Origin of the sequence: Pseudomonas sp. Pseu.R1 (assembly GCF_045764065.1) — a bacterium.
GTDB lineage: Bacteria > Pseudomonadota > Gammaproteobacteria > Pseudomonadales > Pseudomonadaceae > Aquipseudomonas.
In genome coordinates, this window is record NZ_JBJGEE020000001.1 from 3,476,214 (window position 1) to 3,490,872 (window position 14,659).

Genomic DNA, 14,659 nt, shown 5'->3' on the forward strand with positions numbered 1-14,659 from the left:
TACTCCCGCTCTTTAAATCGCAGCCCCCCAGTACAGGTGAATTTCGTGAGCCAGCCTACGCCAGCCGTGCGTACCTTCCAAGACTTGATCCTCGCCCTCCAGCAATACTGGGCCGAGCAAGGTTGTGTGGTACTTCAGCCCTACGATATGGAAGTGGGCGCCGGTACTTTCCACACCGCCACGTTTCTGCGCGCCGTCGGCCCGGAGACCTGGAACGCAGCCTACGTACAACCGAGCCGTCGTCCTACCGATGGCCGTTACGGCGAGAACCCTAACCGCCTGCAGCACTACTACCAGTTCCAGGTGGTACTGAAACCGAACCCGGACAACTTCCAGGAACTGTACCTGGGTTCGCTGAAACACGTTGGTCTGGACCCGCTGGTTCACGACGTGCGCTTCGTCGAAGACAACTGGGAGTCGCCAACCCTGGGCGCCTGGGGCCTGGGCTGGGAAATCTGGCTGAACGGCATGGAAGTCTCGCAGTTCACCTACTTCCAGCAAGTGGGCGGCATCGAGTGCTACCCGGTGACCGGCGAAATCACCTATGGCCTTGAGCGTCTGGCGATGTACCTGCAAGGCGTCGATTCCGTGTACGACCTGGTCTGGACCGACGGCCCGTTCGGTAAAGTGACCTACGGCGATGTGTTCCACCAGAACGAAGTGGAGCAATCGACCTACAACTTCGAACACGCCAATGTCGACAAACTGTTCGAGCTGTTCGACTTCTACGAAAGTGAAGCGATGCGCCTGATCGAAGCCGAACTGCCATTGCCGAGCTACGAAATGGTCCTCAAGGCTTCGCACACCTTCAACCTGCTGGATGCCCGTCGCGCGATTTCCGTGACTGCGCGTCAGCAATACATTCTGCGCGTACGCACCCTGGCCCGCTCCGTGGCCCAGGCGTACCTGATGGCCCGGGCCAAGCTCGGCTTCCCGATGGCCGCCCCTGATATTCGCGATGAAGTGTTGGCTAAGCTGGAGGCTGCACAATGAGTGCTCAAGATTTCCTGGTTGAACTGGGCACCGAAGAACTGCCACCCAAGGCCCTGAACACCCTGGCTGACGCCTTTCTGGCCGGTATCGAAAAAGGCCTGCAGACCGCTGGTCTGACCTACAGCGCCAAGCAGGTTTACGCCGCACCGCGTCGTCTGGCCGTACTGATTACCCAATTGGCCACTCAACAGCCAGACCGCAGCGTCAATCTGGACGGTCCGCCACGTCAGGCCGCGTTCGACGCCGACGGCAACCCGACGCAAGCCGCACTGGGCTTCGCCAAGAAATGTGGCGTCGACCTGAGCGAAATCGATCAGAGCGGCCCGAAGCTGCGTTACAGCCAGAATATCGCCGGTAAGCCGACGGCCAGCCTGCTGCCGACCATCATCGAGGATTCGCTCAACGACCTGCCTATCCCGAAGCGCATGCGCTGGGGTGCTCGCAAGGAAGAGTTCGTGCGTCCGACCCAGTGGCTGGTGATGCTGTTCGGCGATCAGGTGATCGACTGCACCATCCTCGCCCAGACCGCTGGCCGTGAATCCCGTGGCCACCGTTTCCATCACCCGGAAAACGTGCGTATCACCTCGCCAGCCAACTACGCCAGCGATCTGCGCGCGGCCAAGGTACTGGCCGACTTCAACGAGCGCCGTGCACTGATCAGCAAACGTGTCGACGAACTGGCAACCCGCCACGAGGGCACCGCCATCGTACCGCCTGCGTTGCTCGACGAAGTGACCGCGCTGGTCGAATGGCCCGTTCCACTGGTGTGCTCGTTCGAAGAGCGCTTTCTGGAAGTGCCTCAGGAAGCCCTGATCACCACCATGCAGGACAACCAGAAGTATTTCTGCCTGCTGGATGCTGACGGCAAGCTGCTGCCGCGCTTTATCACGGTCGCCAACGTCGAGAGCAAGGACCCGTCGCAGATTGTTCTCGGTAACGAGAAAGTCGTTCGCCCACGTCTGACCGACGCCGAGTTCTTCTTCAAGCAAGACAAGAAGCAAAGCCTGGAAACCTTCAACCAACGCCTGCAGAACGTCGTGTTCCAGGCGCAGCTGGGCACCGTGTTCGACAAAGCCGAGCGCGTTTCCAAGCTGGCCGCGTTCATCGCGCCGCGTATTGGCGGCGATGCTCAGCGCGCAGGCCGTGCGGGCATTTTGTCCAAGTGCGACCTGGCCACCGAGATGGTCGGCGAATTCCCTGAAATGCAGGGCGTGGCGGGTTACTACTACGCGCTGGCCGATGGCGAGCCGGAAGACGTTGCACTGGCACTGAACGAGCAGTACATGCCACGTGGTGCGGGCGCCGAACTGCCAAGCACCCTGACCGGTGCGGCAGTCGCCATCGCTGACAAGCTCGACACCCTGGTCGGGATCTTCGGCATCGGTATGCTGCCAACCGGCAGCAAAGACCCCTACGCACTGCGTCGCGCTGCGCTGGGCATCCTACGGATTCTGATCGAGAAGAAGCTGGACCTGGACCTGATCAAGACCGTGCAATTCGCGGTCACTCAGTTCGGCGCCAAGGTCAAGCCAGCCGGTCTGGCCGATCAAGTGCTGGAGTTCATCTTCGACCGCCTGCGTGCACGTTATGAAGACGAAGGCGTCGACGTGTCGGTTTACCTGTCGGTGCGTGCGCTGCAACCGGGTTCGGCGCTGGACTTCGACCAACGCGTCCAAGCGGTTCAGGCCTTCCGCAAATTGCCGGAGGCCGCTGCACTGGCCGCCGTGAACAAGCGCGTGTCGAACCTGCTGAGCAAGGCCGAGGGCAGCATTGCCCAGACCGTGGAGCCGAAGTATTTCGACAACGCCAACGAGTTCTCGCTGTACTCGGCGATTCAGCAGGCTGACCACGCGGTGGCACCGATGTCCGCAGACCGTCAGTACACCGAAGCGCTGGCCCGTCTGGCAGCACTGCGTGAACCGGTGGACGCCTTCTTCGAGGCCGTGATGGTCAACGCCGAAGACGCCAGCGTGCGCGCCAACCGTTATGCGTTGCTGGCACGTCTGCGCAATCTGTTCCTCGGCGTTGCCGACATTTCCCTGTTGGGCTGACGCTGGAGCGCATGATTTGAAGCTGCTGATTCTCGATCGGGACGGAGTGATCAACGAAGACTCCGACGCGTACATCAAGTCGGTGCAGGAATGGATTCCGATCCCCGGCTCGATCGAGGCCATCGCGCAACTGAGCAAAGCGGGCTGGACGGTGGCAGTGGCTACCAACCAGTCCGGTATCGCTCGCGGTTATTACGACCTCGCCACCCTCGACGCCATGCACGCTCGTCTGCGTGAATTGGTAGCGGAACAGGGCGGAGAGGTCGGGTTGATCGTTTACTGTCCTCATGGCCCGGATGCGGGGTGCGATTGCCGCAAACCCAAACCTGGCATGTTGCGCACCATTGCCAGCCATTATTCCGTTGATTTGAGCGGAATCTGGTTTGTGGGCGACAGCAAGGGTGACCTGGAGGCGGCGGTGGCCGTCGACTCTCAACCTGTTCTGGTCATGACGGGCAAAGGTCACAAGACGCGGAGCAATCCGATACCCGCTGGAACGTTGGTGTTTGACGATCTGGCGGCGGTTGCCGCAGAACTTATTCACAACAGCGCTTCGTCGAACGGCTGACCGGTCGTTCGACGGCACGCTCAATCCGGGCAATGCCCGTAATGGTAAAAGCAGCTATGTCGATAGTGCAGGCCATCAGGATCTTCATCTTTTACCTGCTGCTGGGCACCAGCGCCTTGCTGTGGTGCTCACTGAGTTTCTTCGTCGCGCCTTTCCTGCCATTCCCTGTGCGTTATCGCTTCATCAACGTCTATTGGTGTCGCTGCGCGGTCTGGCTGACCAAGGTGTTCCTGAACATTCAGGTCAAGGTTACGGGCCAGGAAAACGTCCCCAAGACGCCCTGCGTGATCGTCTCCAACCACCAGAGCACGTGGGAAACCTTCTTCCTGTCGGCGCACTTCCAGCCGCTGAGCCAGGTGCTCAAACGCGAGCTGCTTTACGTGCCGTTCTTTGGTTGGGCGATGGCGATGCTGCGCCCCATCGCCATCGACCGTAACAACCCGAAGGCGGCGCTGAAAGTCGTAGCCAAGAAAGGTGACGAGTTACTCAAGGATGGCGTTTGGGTGCTGATCTTCCCGGAAGGGACGCGTGTGCCTTACGGCCAGATCGGAAAATTCTCGCGCAGCGGTGCAGCGATGGCGGTGAACGCTGAATTGCCCGTGTTGCCGGTTGCTCACAACGCAGGTAAATACTGGCCGAAAGAAGGCTGGGGCAAGAAACCTGGCACGATCGAAGTGGTGATTGGTGAGCCGATGTACGCCGAGGGCACTGGCCCCCGTGCCATCGCCGCGCTAAATGATCGGGTCGCTGCCTGGAACGAGGAAACCCAGAAAGCGTTAGGCTCGCCTGCCGTACCAGCGCCAACCCCTGAAAAATCAACCGCGTGAATTGTGGATAACCTGTGCACCAAATGTGTGAGATTTCTGAGAACCATCGCTAAGTCATTAATTTAATTACTTATTTCTGACTGCGATTATCGAACCAAAAACGTGCATAAGTTTTTTCTGACAGCGCTTTTTCACGGTTGAAAATATCGGTCTTGAGCCTCCCCGGCCAAGGCCGATTTTTGTTTCTACGCCATGGGTTTCTTGGAGAATATCCACAGATTGCAAAGTGCTGCCATGCCCACCAGTACCAATCCACCGGTGGCTGCTGCCACGAATCCCATTGCCGGGGAGAGGTGGTCTATCGCAAGCCCTACAAGCGGCGTAGACAGCGTCTGACCCAGCCGATTGGCCGAGTCATGCAACCCCATTACTTCGCCTCGCACATTGGCGGGCGCGAGCTTGGCGACTGCTTCTGAACCTGATGCCAATGTTGGCGTACACAGCAAGTTGTTCGGCAACAGCGCCAACATCAACCACCACCAAACGCCGTCGAAAAAGACCACCGGCATCAACAGCAGGCTCATGGTCAACGCCAGCCGTAGCTGTGACCAGGATCTGTGAACGGCACCGTGAATGAAGCCGCCGCAGATCGACGCCAGCGCCATTGCAGCGATCACGTAACCGGTGAACGCGACTTCTCCGTTGGTACGCAGCACAGCAATCAGCGCCAGCTCTGTTCCAAACACCATGAACAACGCGCCGGCCGCGACCAGAAACACACTCATCAGTTGAGGCGTCATCCATGACCTGATGCCGGGTCGTACAGGATCGGGATCTCTAGTGAGTTCTTCGGAACTGCGTGTAGGCCAATTCAGGATGTAGAGCGCAATGTAGGACAGCGCCCGCCACACGCCGATACCAATCAAAATGGCCGACGCCGAATAGGTGGTTATCAACAGGATTGCCACTGCCGGACTGATCACGAACGAAAGCTCGGTCAGCATCATGTTGAGCGTGTAGGCCGGGCGCCGTTGGTCGAGCGGCACGAGGCTCGCCACGAATTGCCGCGCGAGCGATCCGGTTGGAACGGTGGAAGCGCCCGCGAGAAACGCAAACAGGACAAAGAACGGATAGGTCAACACCGGCAGCAGTAGCCAGGCGAGGGTGGATAACACGCCACTGACGGCGACCACTGGACGAAGACCATGGCGATCGATCATGCGGCCCAACAGCGGGGATCCGACAGCGAAGCCTAGCGCAGTGGCAGTTCCCACCAACCCGGCATCGAAATAACTTCGTCCCATCTCATTGAGCACATGCAGGCTCAGAGTGAGGGTCATGACAGTCAGCGGAATGCCCGCCACAAACATGAACAACGTGGCGGGTAGCACCCGGGGTATCGACAGTACTTTCTGGTATTTGCGAAACGACATCCGGGATACAACTCCTTGGCCCGTCGTGTGAGTCAGCCGCGCAGTTTATCCTTTTGGCTGAAGCAACAGGGCCACCAATGCACTCCACCCCGTCTGATGTGAAGCCCCCAAACCACGACCGTTTTCACCGTGGAAGTATTCGTGGAACAACACCAGATCCCGGCTCTGAGGGTCTATTTCAAGCTGTGGATAACCCGCCATGGAGGGCCGGTTGCCCTCGTCATCGCGCAGGAAAAGTCTGTTTAAGCGTTGGCTTATTCCGTCAGCTACTTCTTCAAGCGACGCCAGATACCCTGAGCCACTGGGGTATTCGACGGAAAAATTTTCGCCGTAATAGCGATGAAACTCACGCAACGATTCGATCAGCATGTAGTTCAGCGGCATCCAGACCGGACCTCGCCAGTTTGAATTCCCACCGAACAGCCGAGAGCTGGATTCCGCCGGTTCGTAATCCGCCGACAGCGTATTGCCGTTGACCTGCATGCTGAAGGGATTTTCGCCATACAACCGAGACAGCGAACGCACCCCGTGAGGGGACAGAAATTCACTTTCATCGAGCATGCGCTTGATCAAGTCTTTGGTCCGCTGCCCCCGCAACAGCGCCAGCAACAGGCGATTTCCTTTACCCGGTTCAGTCCAGCGCGAGATCAGGGCGGCCAGATCCGGCCGATGGTGCAAAAACCCCAGCAGCCTTTCACGCAATCCCTTGAGACCTTCATGTTCACGCTGTTCCAGCACTCGCACCGCGAAGAGCGGAATCAGCCCCACGAACGAGCGCAACTTGACCGACTCACGCTGACCATCAGGACGATGCAGTACGTCGTAGAAAAAACCATCCTCGTCATTCCACAAGCCTTCGACTTCTTCTTTATCGACCTCGTTGATGGCGCCTGCGATGTACAAAAAATGCTCGAAAAACTTCACGGCGATATCGACGTAGACTTCGTTGTGCTGCGCCAACTCCAACGCGATACGCATCAGATCCAGTGCATAGCCCGCCACCCATGCTGTGCCGTCGGCCTGATCGAGCTGATAACCGGGGGCGAGGGCGGCCGAGCGGTCGAACAAGCCAATGTTGTCCAGCCCGAGAAAGCCTCCCTGGAAAATGTTGTGGCCTTCAGCGTCCTTGCGATTCACCCACCAGGAAAAATTCAGCAGCAGCTTATGGAAAACCCTTTCAAGAAAGACCACATCGCCCTGGCCTTTCTGCGCCTTTTCCATCTGATACACACGCCATGAAGCCCACGCATGAACGGGCGGATTCGCATCATCAAAACGCCACTCGTAGGCTGGAAGCTGACCGTTGGGATGCATGAAGCGATCTTTGACCAGCAACAGCAACTGATCTTTCGCGAAGTCGATATCGATCAGTGCGAAGGCCACGGCCTGAAACGCGAGGTCCCAGGAGGCGTACCAGGGGTATTCCCATTTGTCCGGCATTGAGACGATGTCGAAGTTACACAAGTGTCGCCACTGGTCGTTGCGGATGTGGGCTCGCTCGGGAGGCAGGGGAGGGAGACCTGGATCGCCCTCCAGCCAGGCTTTGACGTCGAAGTCGTAAAGCTGCTTGGACCACAGCAAGCCCGCCAGCGCCTGACGTTGAACATTGCGCGCATCCGGGTCCATCAGGTTCTGCTGCAATACCGCGTAGTATTCATCCGCTTCATATCGGCGTTGTTCGAACAGAGCGCGCGCATTCACGTGCCCGGAATTGGCAGGCGCAAAGCGCAGGTACACCGATGTTGACGCCCCGCCGTCCAATACGACCAAAAAATGCGCCGCGACCTTGGTGCCCGCGTCACGGCGGATTGCATCTTGCCCACCACCCACCAGCCATTCATTGATCCCATCCTTGAACGGCCCAGGCTCCGGCCGACCAAACAACTTGGGCGCATTCGTGCGGTTTTCACAGAACAGCCATTCACACTCGTCCAGTCCCCATGCTGTGGCTACCTTTTCAGGTTGCAACGGGTGGACGGCGGCAATGCGGTTATCCTCAAGGGTGAGGGAAGGGCGCTCGGCACCTGGCACCCAGCTCCAGACATCCCGCGCCCAGAGTTGTGGCAGTACATGCAAACGGGCCGAGCGGTCAGAGCGATTGACGACCGTGACCCGCATCAAGATGTCGTCAGCGGTGTGCTTGGCGTACTCGATGCTCACATCGAAGTAATGGTTGTCATTGAAAACGCCCGTGTCGAGCACTTCGTATTCAGGATCTTCCAGCCCTCGGCGTGCGTTTTCTTCGACCAGATCATCGTAGGGGAACGCTGCATGAGGGTATTTGTAGAGCATGCGCATGTAGGCATGACTCGGTACACCGTCCACGTGAAAGTACAACTCTTTCACGTCTTCGCCATGGTTACCCTCGGCGTTGTTCAGCCCGAACAGGCGCTCTTTAATGATCGGGTCACGCTCGTTCCATAACGCCAGCCCCAGACACCAATGTTGGGCCTTGTCGGAGAACCCGGCCAAACCGTCCTCGCCCCAACGATAGGTACGACTGCGGGCGTGATCGTGTGGGAAATAATCCCAGGCATTGCCATCGGCGCTGTAGTCCTCGCGCACAGTTCCCCATTGTCGATCACTGACGTAAGGCCCCCATTCACGCCAGCTCGCCGCGTCGTGTCCCTCCAGACGCAATCCTTCGGTGGTGTGCTGCAGTGTCGGATGGGCAGGTTCGGCAGGCATGGTCGCTTCCATTAATGACGATTCGAATGGCTGAAACCGACGTTCGTTCCGTTAAATCTATCGCTCGACGTCTTTGGTCAAATTATTGGCAATGGACTTATTCACCGCCCCATTAGGGATGGCAATTAGACGACTATTGTCGGCGGTGTATCGTTTCAACGTCGAAACACAATTCCGGCTCCCCCTCGGTATTACGCGTCCCTCGAAGACGCGAAGCATCACAGCGGTGAATGGATCGAAACGTGGTTGCCCAGCGCGCGGGCGGAGGCGGTATGACTACATTGGGTGATCTGGCGTCCAGACGAAACAATAACTTCAACCTGATCAGAATGCTCGCTGCCACCGCCGTGCTGATCTCCCACAGTTATCCCCTGGCATTGGGCAGCAGCGCGGTGGAACCGCTGTCCAACTGGATCGGCCTCACGCTCGGCGAACTGGCCGTGGTCACGTTTTTTTGTGTCTCCGGCTTTTTCATCTCCTTGAGCCGCGACCGGGCGCCCAGCAATCTCGATTTTTTCTCGGCACGTTTTCTGCGCATCTATCCCGGACTGACACTCGTTCTGCTGCTGAGCGTATTTGTAGTCGGCCCGATCTTTACGACACTCGGCATGCTGGATTATTTCCGCGCGGGCGCGACTTACAGTTACCTCAGCAACAACCTGATGCTGTTCAGCATGAAATTCCAGCTACCCGGTGTATTCGAAAATAACCCATGGCCGGGGATCAATGGCTCGCTGTGGACATTGTTTTACGAGGTCACGCTGTATGTGCTGGTCGGAGGGCTAGGGGCGTTTGCGTTCTACGAGCGTGGTTTGCGCTTCGCCGGGTTTCTGGTGATCTACGCCGCGATTTATATCGTCTTCAAACTGCTGATGGCGAACACCACGTTGCTAGCCGATTTCCACCGGATGCAGTTTTTCTTCAATTGGAGCCTGCCATTCGTATTGGGCATGTCGTTTTACCGCTACCGCCAACACATCCAACACCGGTTCGTCTGGTTCTTACCATTGGCGGCACTGGCAGCCTGGTCCTATCAGAAACCGTTTTTCTTCGAGAGCTTCGTGCTTGCCTGGACCTACCTGATTTTCTATCTGGGCTTCGCCACTCACCCTTGGATCGACCGCTACAACCAACTCGGCGACTACTCCTACGGGGTCTATATCTACGCGTTCCCGGTGCAGGAAATACTCGCCCATCAGATCTCGGGAATCAGCCCGGTCATGATGATGCTCCTCGCATTTCCCGTCGTGTTGATCGCGGCGATGCTCTCTTGGCACTTCATTGAAAAGCCTGCGATGTCCAGACGACACATCTTCGCGGCACAGCTTGCGGCACGAGTGGAGGGTTTGAAGGCGTACTGGCCGGGCACCGGGAAGGGCGCCGCGTAATGCAGGCTCAAACAGGGAAGGTGCCGATGAAACGATTCCTCGTACTGGACAGCTTCCGAGGCCTTTGCGCCCTCAGCGTTGCGATCTATCACGTCCATATTTTGCAGAGCTTCGGCGAGTGGGCGTTCTTCCGCAATGCGCACTATCTGGTGAGCTTTTTCTTCGTGCTCAGCGGTTTCGTGATGTTCCACACTTACGGCCAGCGTCTTACCTCATCAGGACAATTCCGGCAGTTCTTCATCACCCGCACGTTTCGGCTCTACCCCTTGCATGTCTTCGTTCTGCTATTGGCCATCGGCCTGGAAGTCATGAAGTGGGGCGCAGAACACGCAGGCGTAGCGTTCAACCAAGGTAGCTTCACCGGCCAACGCGCACCGCAGGAAATCCTTCCCAACCTGTTCCTGCTGCAATCCTGGTGGCCGGGTTTCAACGCCCAGTCATTCAACTACCCCGCGTGGAGCATCAGTGTCGAGTACTACCTCTACATGATCTTCGCTGCCATCCTGCTGTTTATTCCGAGACTGTCGCAGAAGCTGTTCCTCGGCATTTCGCTCGTCGCGACGTTGTTGCTGTTACTGCAACTCGCGCCGATGATGGAGCCCGCTCTGGAAGGACTTTCCTGCTTTTTTGCCGGTGTGCTCACTTACACGCTCTATCAGCGCATTCAAGGACTGAGCGCCAGCCGTGAACTGTTCACACTGTTGGAAGCGATCGGCCTACTGTTGGTAGGCGTTGTGATGGTGATGGATATCGCGCATAAGCAGATCCTTCTGATGCTGCTGTTCTGCATAGTCATCATGATCTTCTCGTTCGAAGCAGGCCGACTTTCAGACATGCTCAAGGCGCGCCCATTCGAGCGACTGGGCACACTGTCCTACTCGATCTACATGACCCACGCGATGATCCTGTTCGCGTTCACGCTCACGATGTTGTTCGTCGGGAAGATCATTGGGCATGGGTTCGTGATCTATCCAGAGACAGGACCTGGACCTCTGCTGTCTTTCAACAGCGCGCTACTCAACAACCTGCTGTTGGTGTTTTTGCTGATCGTGATCGTGGGGCTTTCATCATTGAGCCACCGCTTCATCGAACAGAAAGGGATTCAGTGGGGCAAGCGTTGGGCGGCGAGAGGGCAGGGGACATCACCGCTTGGCTCTGCCAAAAGTCCTGGCTGAAACATGAAAAAACCCCGGTCGATACAAATCGACCGGGGTTTTGGTTTGCAGTGAAGGAACCTTAGAAGTCCAGGTTCGACACCGCCAGTGCGTTGGCTTCAATGAAGTCGCGGCGAGGTTCAACAGCATCGCCCATCAGCGTGTTGAAGATCTGATCGGCAGCGATTGCGTCTTCCACGGTGACTTTCAACATACGGCGGACTGTTGGGTCCATGGTGGTTTCCCACAGCTGATCCGGGTTCATCTCGCCCAGACCTTTGTATCGCTGAATGGTGTGACGCTTGGTGCTTTCAGTCATCAGCCAGTTGAGCGCTTCCTTGAACTCGGTGACGGTCTTCTTGCGCTCGCCACGTTGAACATAAGCGCCCTCTTCAAGCAGCGATCCGATCTGCACGCCCAAGGCGGTGACAGTCTTGTAGTCGTTGCTGGCGAAGAAATCGCGGTTAAACGTGACGTAACTGGACAGACCGTGGGAGATCATTTCGACTTCTGGCAACCAGACATTGCGCTCCTTGTCTTCGCGCAGGCTGGTCTTGTAGACAATCCCGGACTTCTCGGCTGCACGCAGGCGCGCATCGAACTTGCTCAACCACCCCTGCATAGCGGTGTGGTTGGACAACTGTTCCATCGCGACAGCCGGCAGGTACACCAGGTGTTCAGTCAGATCTTCCGGATAGATACGCGACAGACGTTTAAGCGTCTTCATCACGGTACGGAAATCGTTGACCAGTTTTTCCAGCGCAGGGCCGGAAATACCTGGGGCCGACTCGTTAAGGTGCAGGCTTGCATCTTCCAGAGCCGACTGCGTCATGTACTCTTCCATGGCGTCGTCGTCTTTGATGTACTGCTCTTGCTTGCCTTTCTTCACTTTGTAGAGGGGCGGCTGAGCAATATAGATGTAGCCACGCTCGACCAGCTCCGGCAACTGACGGAAGAAGAAGGTCAGCAGCAGGGTACGGATGTGCGAACCGTCGACGTCAGCATCGGTCATGATGATGATGTTGTGATAGCGCAACTTGTCGATGTTGTACTCTTCGCGGCCGATGCCGCAGCCGAGTGCGGTGATCAAGGTGCCGACTTCCTGCGAGGAGATCATCTTGTCGAAGCGGGCTTTCTCGACGTTCAGGATTTTGCCCTTGAGCGGCAGAATGGCCTGAGTCTTCCGATTGCGACCTTGCTTGGCGGAACCGCCTGCGGAGTCACCCTCGACCAGATACAGTTCGGACAGCGCCGGATCTTTTTCCTGGCAATCCGCGAGCTTGCCCGGCAGACCCGCGATATCCAGAGCACCTTTACGGCGAGTCATCTCACGGGCTTTACGTGCAGCTTCACGAGCACGTGCCGCATCGATCATCTTGCCGACAACCGCCTTGGCTTCGTTCGGGTTTTCCAGCAGGAAGTCAGAGAAGTATTTACCCATCTCTTGCTCGACCGCGGTTTTCACTTCGGACGAAACCAGCTTGTCTTTGGTCTGCGAGCTGAACTTCGGATCGGGAACTTTCACCGAGATAATGGCGGTCAGGCCTTCGCGAGCGTCGTCACCGGTGGTGGCGACCTTGTGCTTTTTAGCCAGGCCTTCCTGCTCGATATAGTTGTTGAGGTTACGCGTCAGCGCCGAACGGAAGCCCACGAGGTGAGTACCGCCGTCGCGCTGAGGAATGTTGTTGGTGAAGCACAGCAGGTTTTCGTTGAAGCTGTCGTTCCACTGCAATGCGATTTCTACACCAACACCATCGTCACGCTGGACGCTGAAGTGGAAAACCTGGTTCACCGCTGTCTTGTTGGTGTTCAGGTATTCAACGAACGCACGCAGACCACCTTCGTACTTGAACAGCTCTTCCTTACCGCTGCGCTCGTCCTTGAGGACAATGCCCACGCCAGAGTTGAGGAACGACAGTTCACGAATCCGCTTGGCGAGAATGTCCCAGCTGAAATGGATGTTCTTGAAGGTTTCTGCAGACGGCTTGAAGTGGATCTCGGTGCCCGTTGTGTCGCTTTCACCGACGATCTTCATCGGCTCTTTAGGCACACCGTGAACGTAGGTCTGTTCCCATACCTTGCCGCTGCGGCGAACAGTCAGATTCAACTCTTCAGACAAGGCGTTAACGACGGATACACCCACGCCGTGCAGACCGCCAGAGACTTTGTAAGAGTTATCATCGAATTTACCGCCTGCGTGCAGGACGGTCATGATAACTTCTGCCGCCGAGACACCTTCCTCTTTATGCACGTCAACCGGAATGCCACGACCGTTGTCGCGCACGGTGATGGATTCGTCTGGATGGATGATCACAGTGATGTCATCGCAATAGCCGGCAAGGGCTTCGTCGATCGAGTTGTCCACCACCTCGAACACCATGTGGTGAAGGCCGCTGCCATCGTCTGTATCGCCGATGTACATACCGGGACGCTTGCGTACGGCATCAAGTCCTTTCAGCACCTTGATGCTGGACGAGTCGTACGTTTGATTTTCGCTCATGCATTCACTCCCGATGGTCGTGGGTCTGGGTGATACCGCCGTGTTCCACGTGGAACAAAGCGACTGGCGTTTCCGTCTGCCAGCCTTCCCTCAACAATTCATGATCTACACAGGTGATAAAAACCTGGCAGCGTAATTCTTCAAGCAAGCGACACAATGCGCTGCGATGATGCTCGTCTAGCTCTGATGGCAAATCGTCGACGAGGTAAATACATTGGCCGCGGCGGGCCTGGTTGACCAAATGTCCTTGGGCAATGCGCAACGCGCAGACAACCAATTTCTGTTGTCCTCTGGACAGAATATCGGCAGCGTTATGGCCGCCGAGCCGAAGTCGCAAGTCAGCACGCTGAGGACCGGCCTGGGTATGGCCTATCTGTTGATCGCGATTAAGAGAAGAGGCGAGCACAGCGCTCAGATCTTTTTCCTTGTCCCACCCGCGGAAGTAACTCAAGGTCAATCCTTCAAGCTGAACAAGCTCGCTCAACGTATGTTCGAATACGGGCTTAAGCGCTTTAATATAGGCCCTGCGATATTCATCAATTTCATCACTGGCCGAGCACAATTCCCGGTCCCAGGCAGCCTGCGAAGCGGCGTCAAGTGTACCATGCCGCAGCCACGAGTTCCGCTGCCTCAGGGCCTTCTGCAAGCGCTGCCAAGTGGCCATGAATCGAGGTTCCACGTGGAACACTCCCCAATCCAGAAACTGCCTCCTGATTTTGGGAGCGCCCTCTAAAAGCCTGAAACTGTCCGGATTGATCAGTTGCAGGGGCAAAGTTTCCGCAAGTTGCGCAGCACTCTTGGCATTCTGGCCGTCGATGCGAATCTGAAACTCGCCTTGGCGGTCTCGCGAAATACCGAGATTGCTGTGCCCTCCTTCCGTGAGCTCCACCTGACCGAAAACCGTGCAAGCGGGCTGTTCATACTGAATGACAGGTTGGAGTCGAGTGCTGCGAAATGAACGGGCGAGGCCCAATAAATGGATGGCTTCAAGGACACTCGTCTTGCCACTGCCATTGGCGCCATAAAGGATATTGATGCGAGGAGAGGGGGAGAAGGTCACCGGGTGCAGATTGCGCACCCCGGTGACCGAGATGCGACTGAGAGACATCGAATGCCC

The 14,659-nt window shown here is 57.1% G+C and carries 10 protein-coding genes; 6 read left to right on the plus strand and 4 right to left on the minus strand.

From position 1 onward, the window contains the following. Window positions 1-45 precede the first annotated feature (45 nt). From glyQ to ACI5GA_RS16125, 4 genes are read left to right on the plus strand one after another with little or no spacing between them, the layout of a single operon-like run. Window positions 46-993, plus strand: coding sequence for a glycine--tRNA ligase subunit alpha (gene glyQ / locus ACI5GA_RS16110; protein WP_166593916.1), 948 nt, complete (start codon window positions 46-48; stop codon window positions 991-993). After that, window positions 990-3,044: a glycine--tRNA ligase subunit beta gene (gene glyS, locus ACI5GA_RS16115; protein ID WP_404639408.1), complete on the plus strand. Its 2,055-nt coding sequence runs from the start codon at window positions 990-992 to the stop codon at window positions 3,042-3,044. The genes glyQ and glyS overlap by 4 nt, the downstream gene beginning before the upstream one ends. A 16-nt stretch (window positions 3,045-3,060) precedes the next feature. Further along, complete coding sequence (gene gmhB / locus ACI5GA_RS16120; protein ID WP_421423385.1) at window positions 3,061-3,612, plus strand: D-glycero-beta-D-manno-heptose 1,7-bisphosphate 7-phosphatase; 552 nt, start codon at window positions 3,061-3,063, stop codon at window positions 3,610-3,612. A 56-nt stretch (window positions 3,613-3,668) separates the two neighbouring features. Further along, window positions 3,669-4,439: a lysophospholipid acyltransferase family protein gene (locus ACI5GA_RS16125; protein WP_421423386.1), complete on the plus strand. Its 771-nt coding sequence runs from the start codon at window positions 3,669-3,671 to the stop codon at window positions 4,437-4,439. Between the two features lie 185 nt (window positions 4,440-4,624). On the opposite strand, the gene ACI5GA_RS16130 is transcribed toward ACI5GA_RS16125, so the two are convergent. Both ACI5GA_RS16130 and ACI5GA_RS16135 read right to left on the minus strand, forming a co-directional pair. Further along, a complete protein-coding gene (locus ACI5GA_RS16130; protein ID WP_421423387.1) occupies window positions 4,625-5,812 on the minus strand; it encodes an MFS transporter in 1,188 nt (395 codons plus the stop codon). A 45-nt stretch (window positions 5,813-5,857) separates the two neighbouring features. After that, window positions 5,858-8,500 carry an MGH1-like glycoside hydrolase domain-containing protein gene (locus ACI5GA_RS16135; RefSeq protein ID WP_421423388.1) on the minus strand — a complete coding sequence of 881 codons (2,643 nt, stop codon included), beginning with the start codon at window positions 8,498-8,500 and terminating at the stop codon, window positions 5,858-5,860. Window positions 8,501-8,772: 272 nt separating this feature from the next. Between ACI5GA_RS16135 and ACI5GA_RS16140 the strand changes: the two genes are divergently transcribed. Together ACI5GA_RS16140 and ACI5GA_RS16145 are read left to right on the plus strand one after the other, a co-directional pair. Beyond that, window positions 8,773-9,888 (plus strand): acyltransferase family protein, encoded by a 1,116-nt coding sequence (locus ACI5GA_RS16140; RefSeq protein ID WP_421423389.1) that lies wholly within the window; start codon window positions 8,773-8,775, stop codon window positions 9,886-9,888. A gap of 26 nt (window positions 9,889-9,914) precedes the next feature. Further along, the gene (locus ACI5GA_RS16145) at window positions 9,915-11,063 is read left to right on the plus strand and encodes an acyltransferase family protein (RefSeq protein ID WP_421423390.1); all 1,149 of its coding nucleotides are present in this window, start codon (window positions 9,915-9,917) and stop codon (window positions 11,061-11,063) included. A 61-nt stretch (window positions 11,064-11,124) separates the two neighbouring features. Here the strand turns inward: ACI5GA_RS16145 and gyrB are convergent, their stop codons facing one another. Both gyrB and recF read right to left on the minus strand, forming a co-directional pair. Beyond that, on the minus strand, window positions 11,125-13,542 hold the full coding sequence (gene gyrB / locus ACI5GA_RS16150; protein ID WP_421423391.1) for a DNA topoisomerase (ATP-hydrolyzing) subunit B: 2,418 nt from the start codon (window positions 13,540-13,542) through the stop codon (window positions 11,125-11,127). Window positions 13,543-13,546: 4 nt separating this feature from the next. After that, on the minus strand, window positions 13,547-14,650 hold the full coding sequence (gene recF / locus ACI5GA_RS16155) for a DNA replication/repair protein RecF (protein WP_421423392.1): 1,104 nt from the start codon (window positions 14,648-14,650) through the stop codon (window positions 13,547-13,549). Window positions 14,651-14,659: the final 9 nt, after the last annotated feature.

Excerpts from the sequence above, each read along its gene's own strand:
- ACI5GA_RS16130 (WP_421423387.1), bottom strand. The coding sequence starts at position 5,812 with ATGTCGTTTCGCAAATACCAGAAAGTACTGTCGATACCCCGGGTGCTA.
- recF (WP_421423392.1), bottom strand. The coding sequence starts at position 14,650 with ATGTCTCTCAGTCGCATCTCGGTCACCGGGGTGCGCAATCTGCACCCG.
- ACI5GA_RS16145 (WP_421423390.1), top strand. The coding sequence starts at position 9,915 with ATGAAACGATTCCTCGTACTGGACAGCTTCCGAGGCCTTTGCGCCCTC.
- ACI5GA_RS16140 (WP_421423389.1), top strand. The coding sequence starts at position 8,773 with ATGACTACATTGGGTGATCTGGCGTCCAGACGAAACAATAACTTCAAC.
- glyS (WP_404639408.1), top strand. The coding sequence starts at position 990 with ATGAGTGCTCAAGATTTCCTGGTTGAACTGGGCACCGAAGAACTGCCA.
- ACI5GA_RS16135 (WP_421423388.1), bottom strand. The coding sequence starts at position 8,500 with ATGCCTGCCGAACCTGCCCATCCGACACTGCAGCACACCACCGAAGGA.
- gyrB (WP_421423391.1), bottom strand. The coding sequence starts at position 13,542 with ATGAGCGAAAATCAAACGTACGACTCGTCCAGCATCAAGGTGCTGAAA.
- ACI5GA_RS16125 (WP_421423386.1), top strand. The coding sequence starts at position 3,669 with ATGTCGATAGTGCAGGCCATCAGGATCTTCATCTTTTACCTGCTGCTG.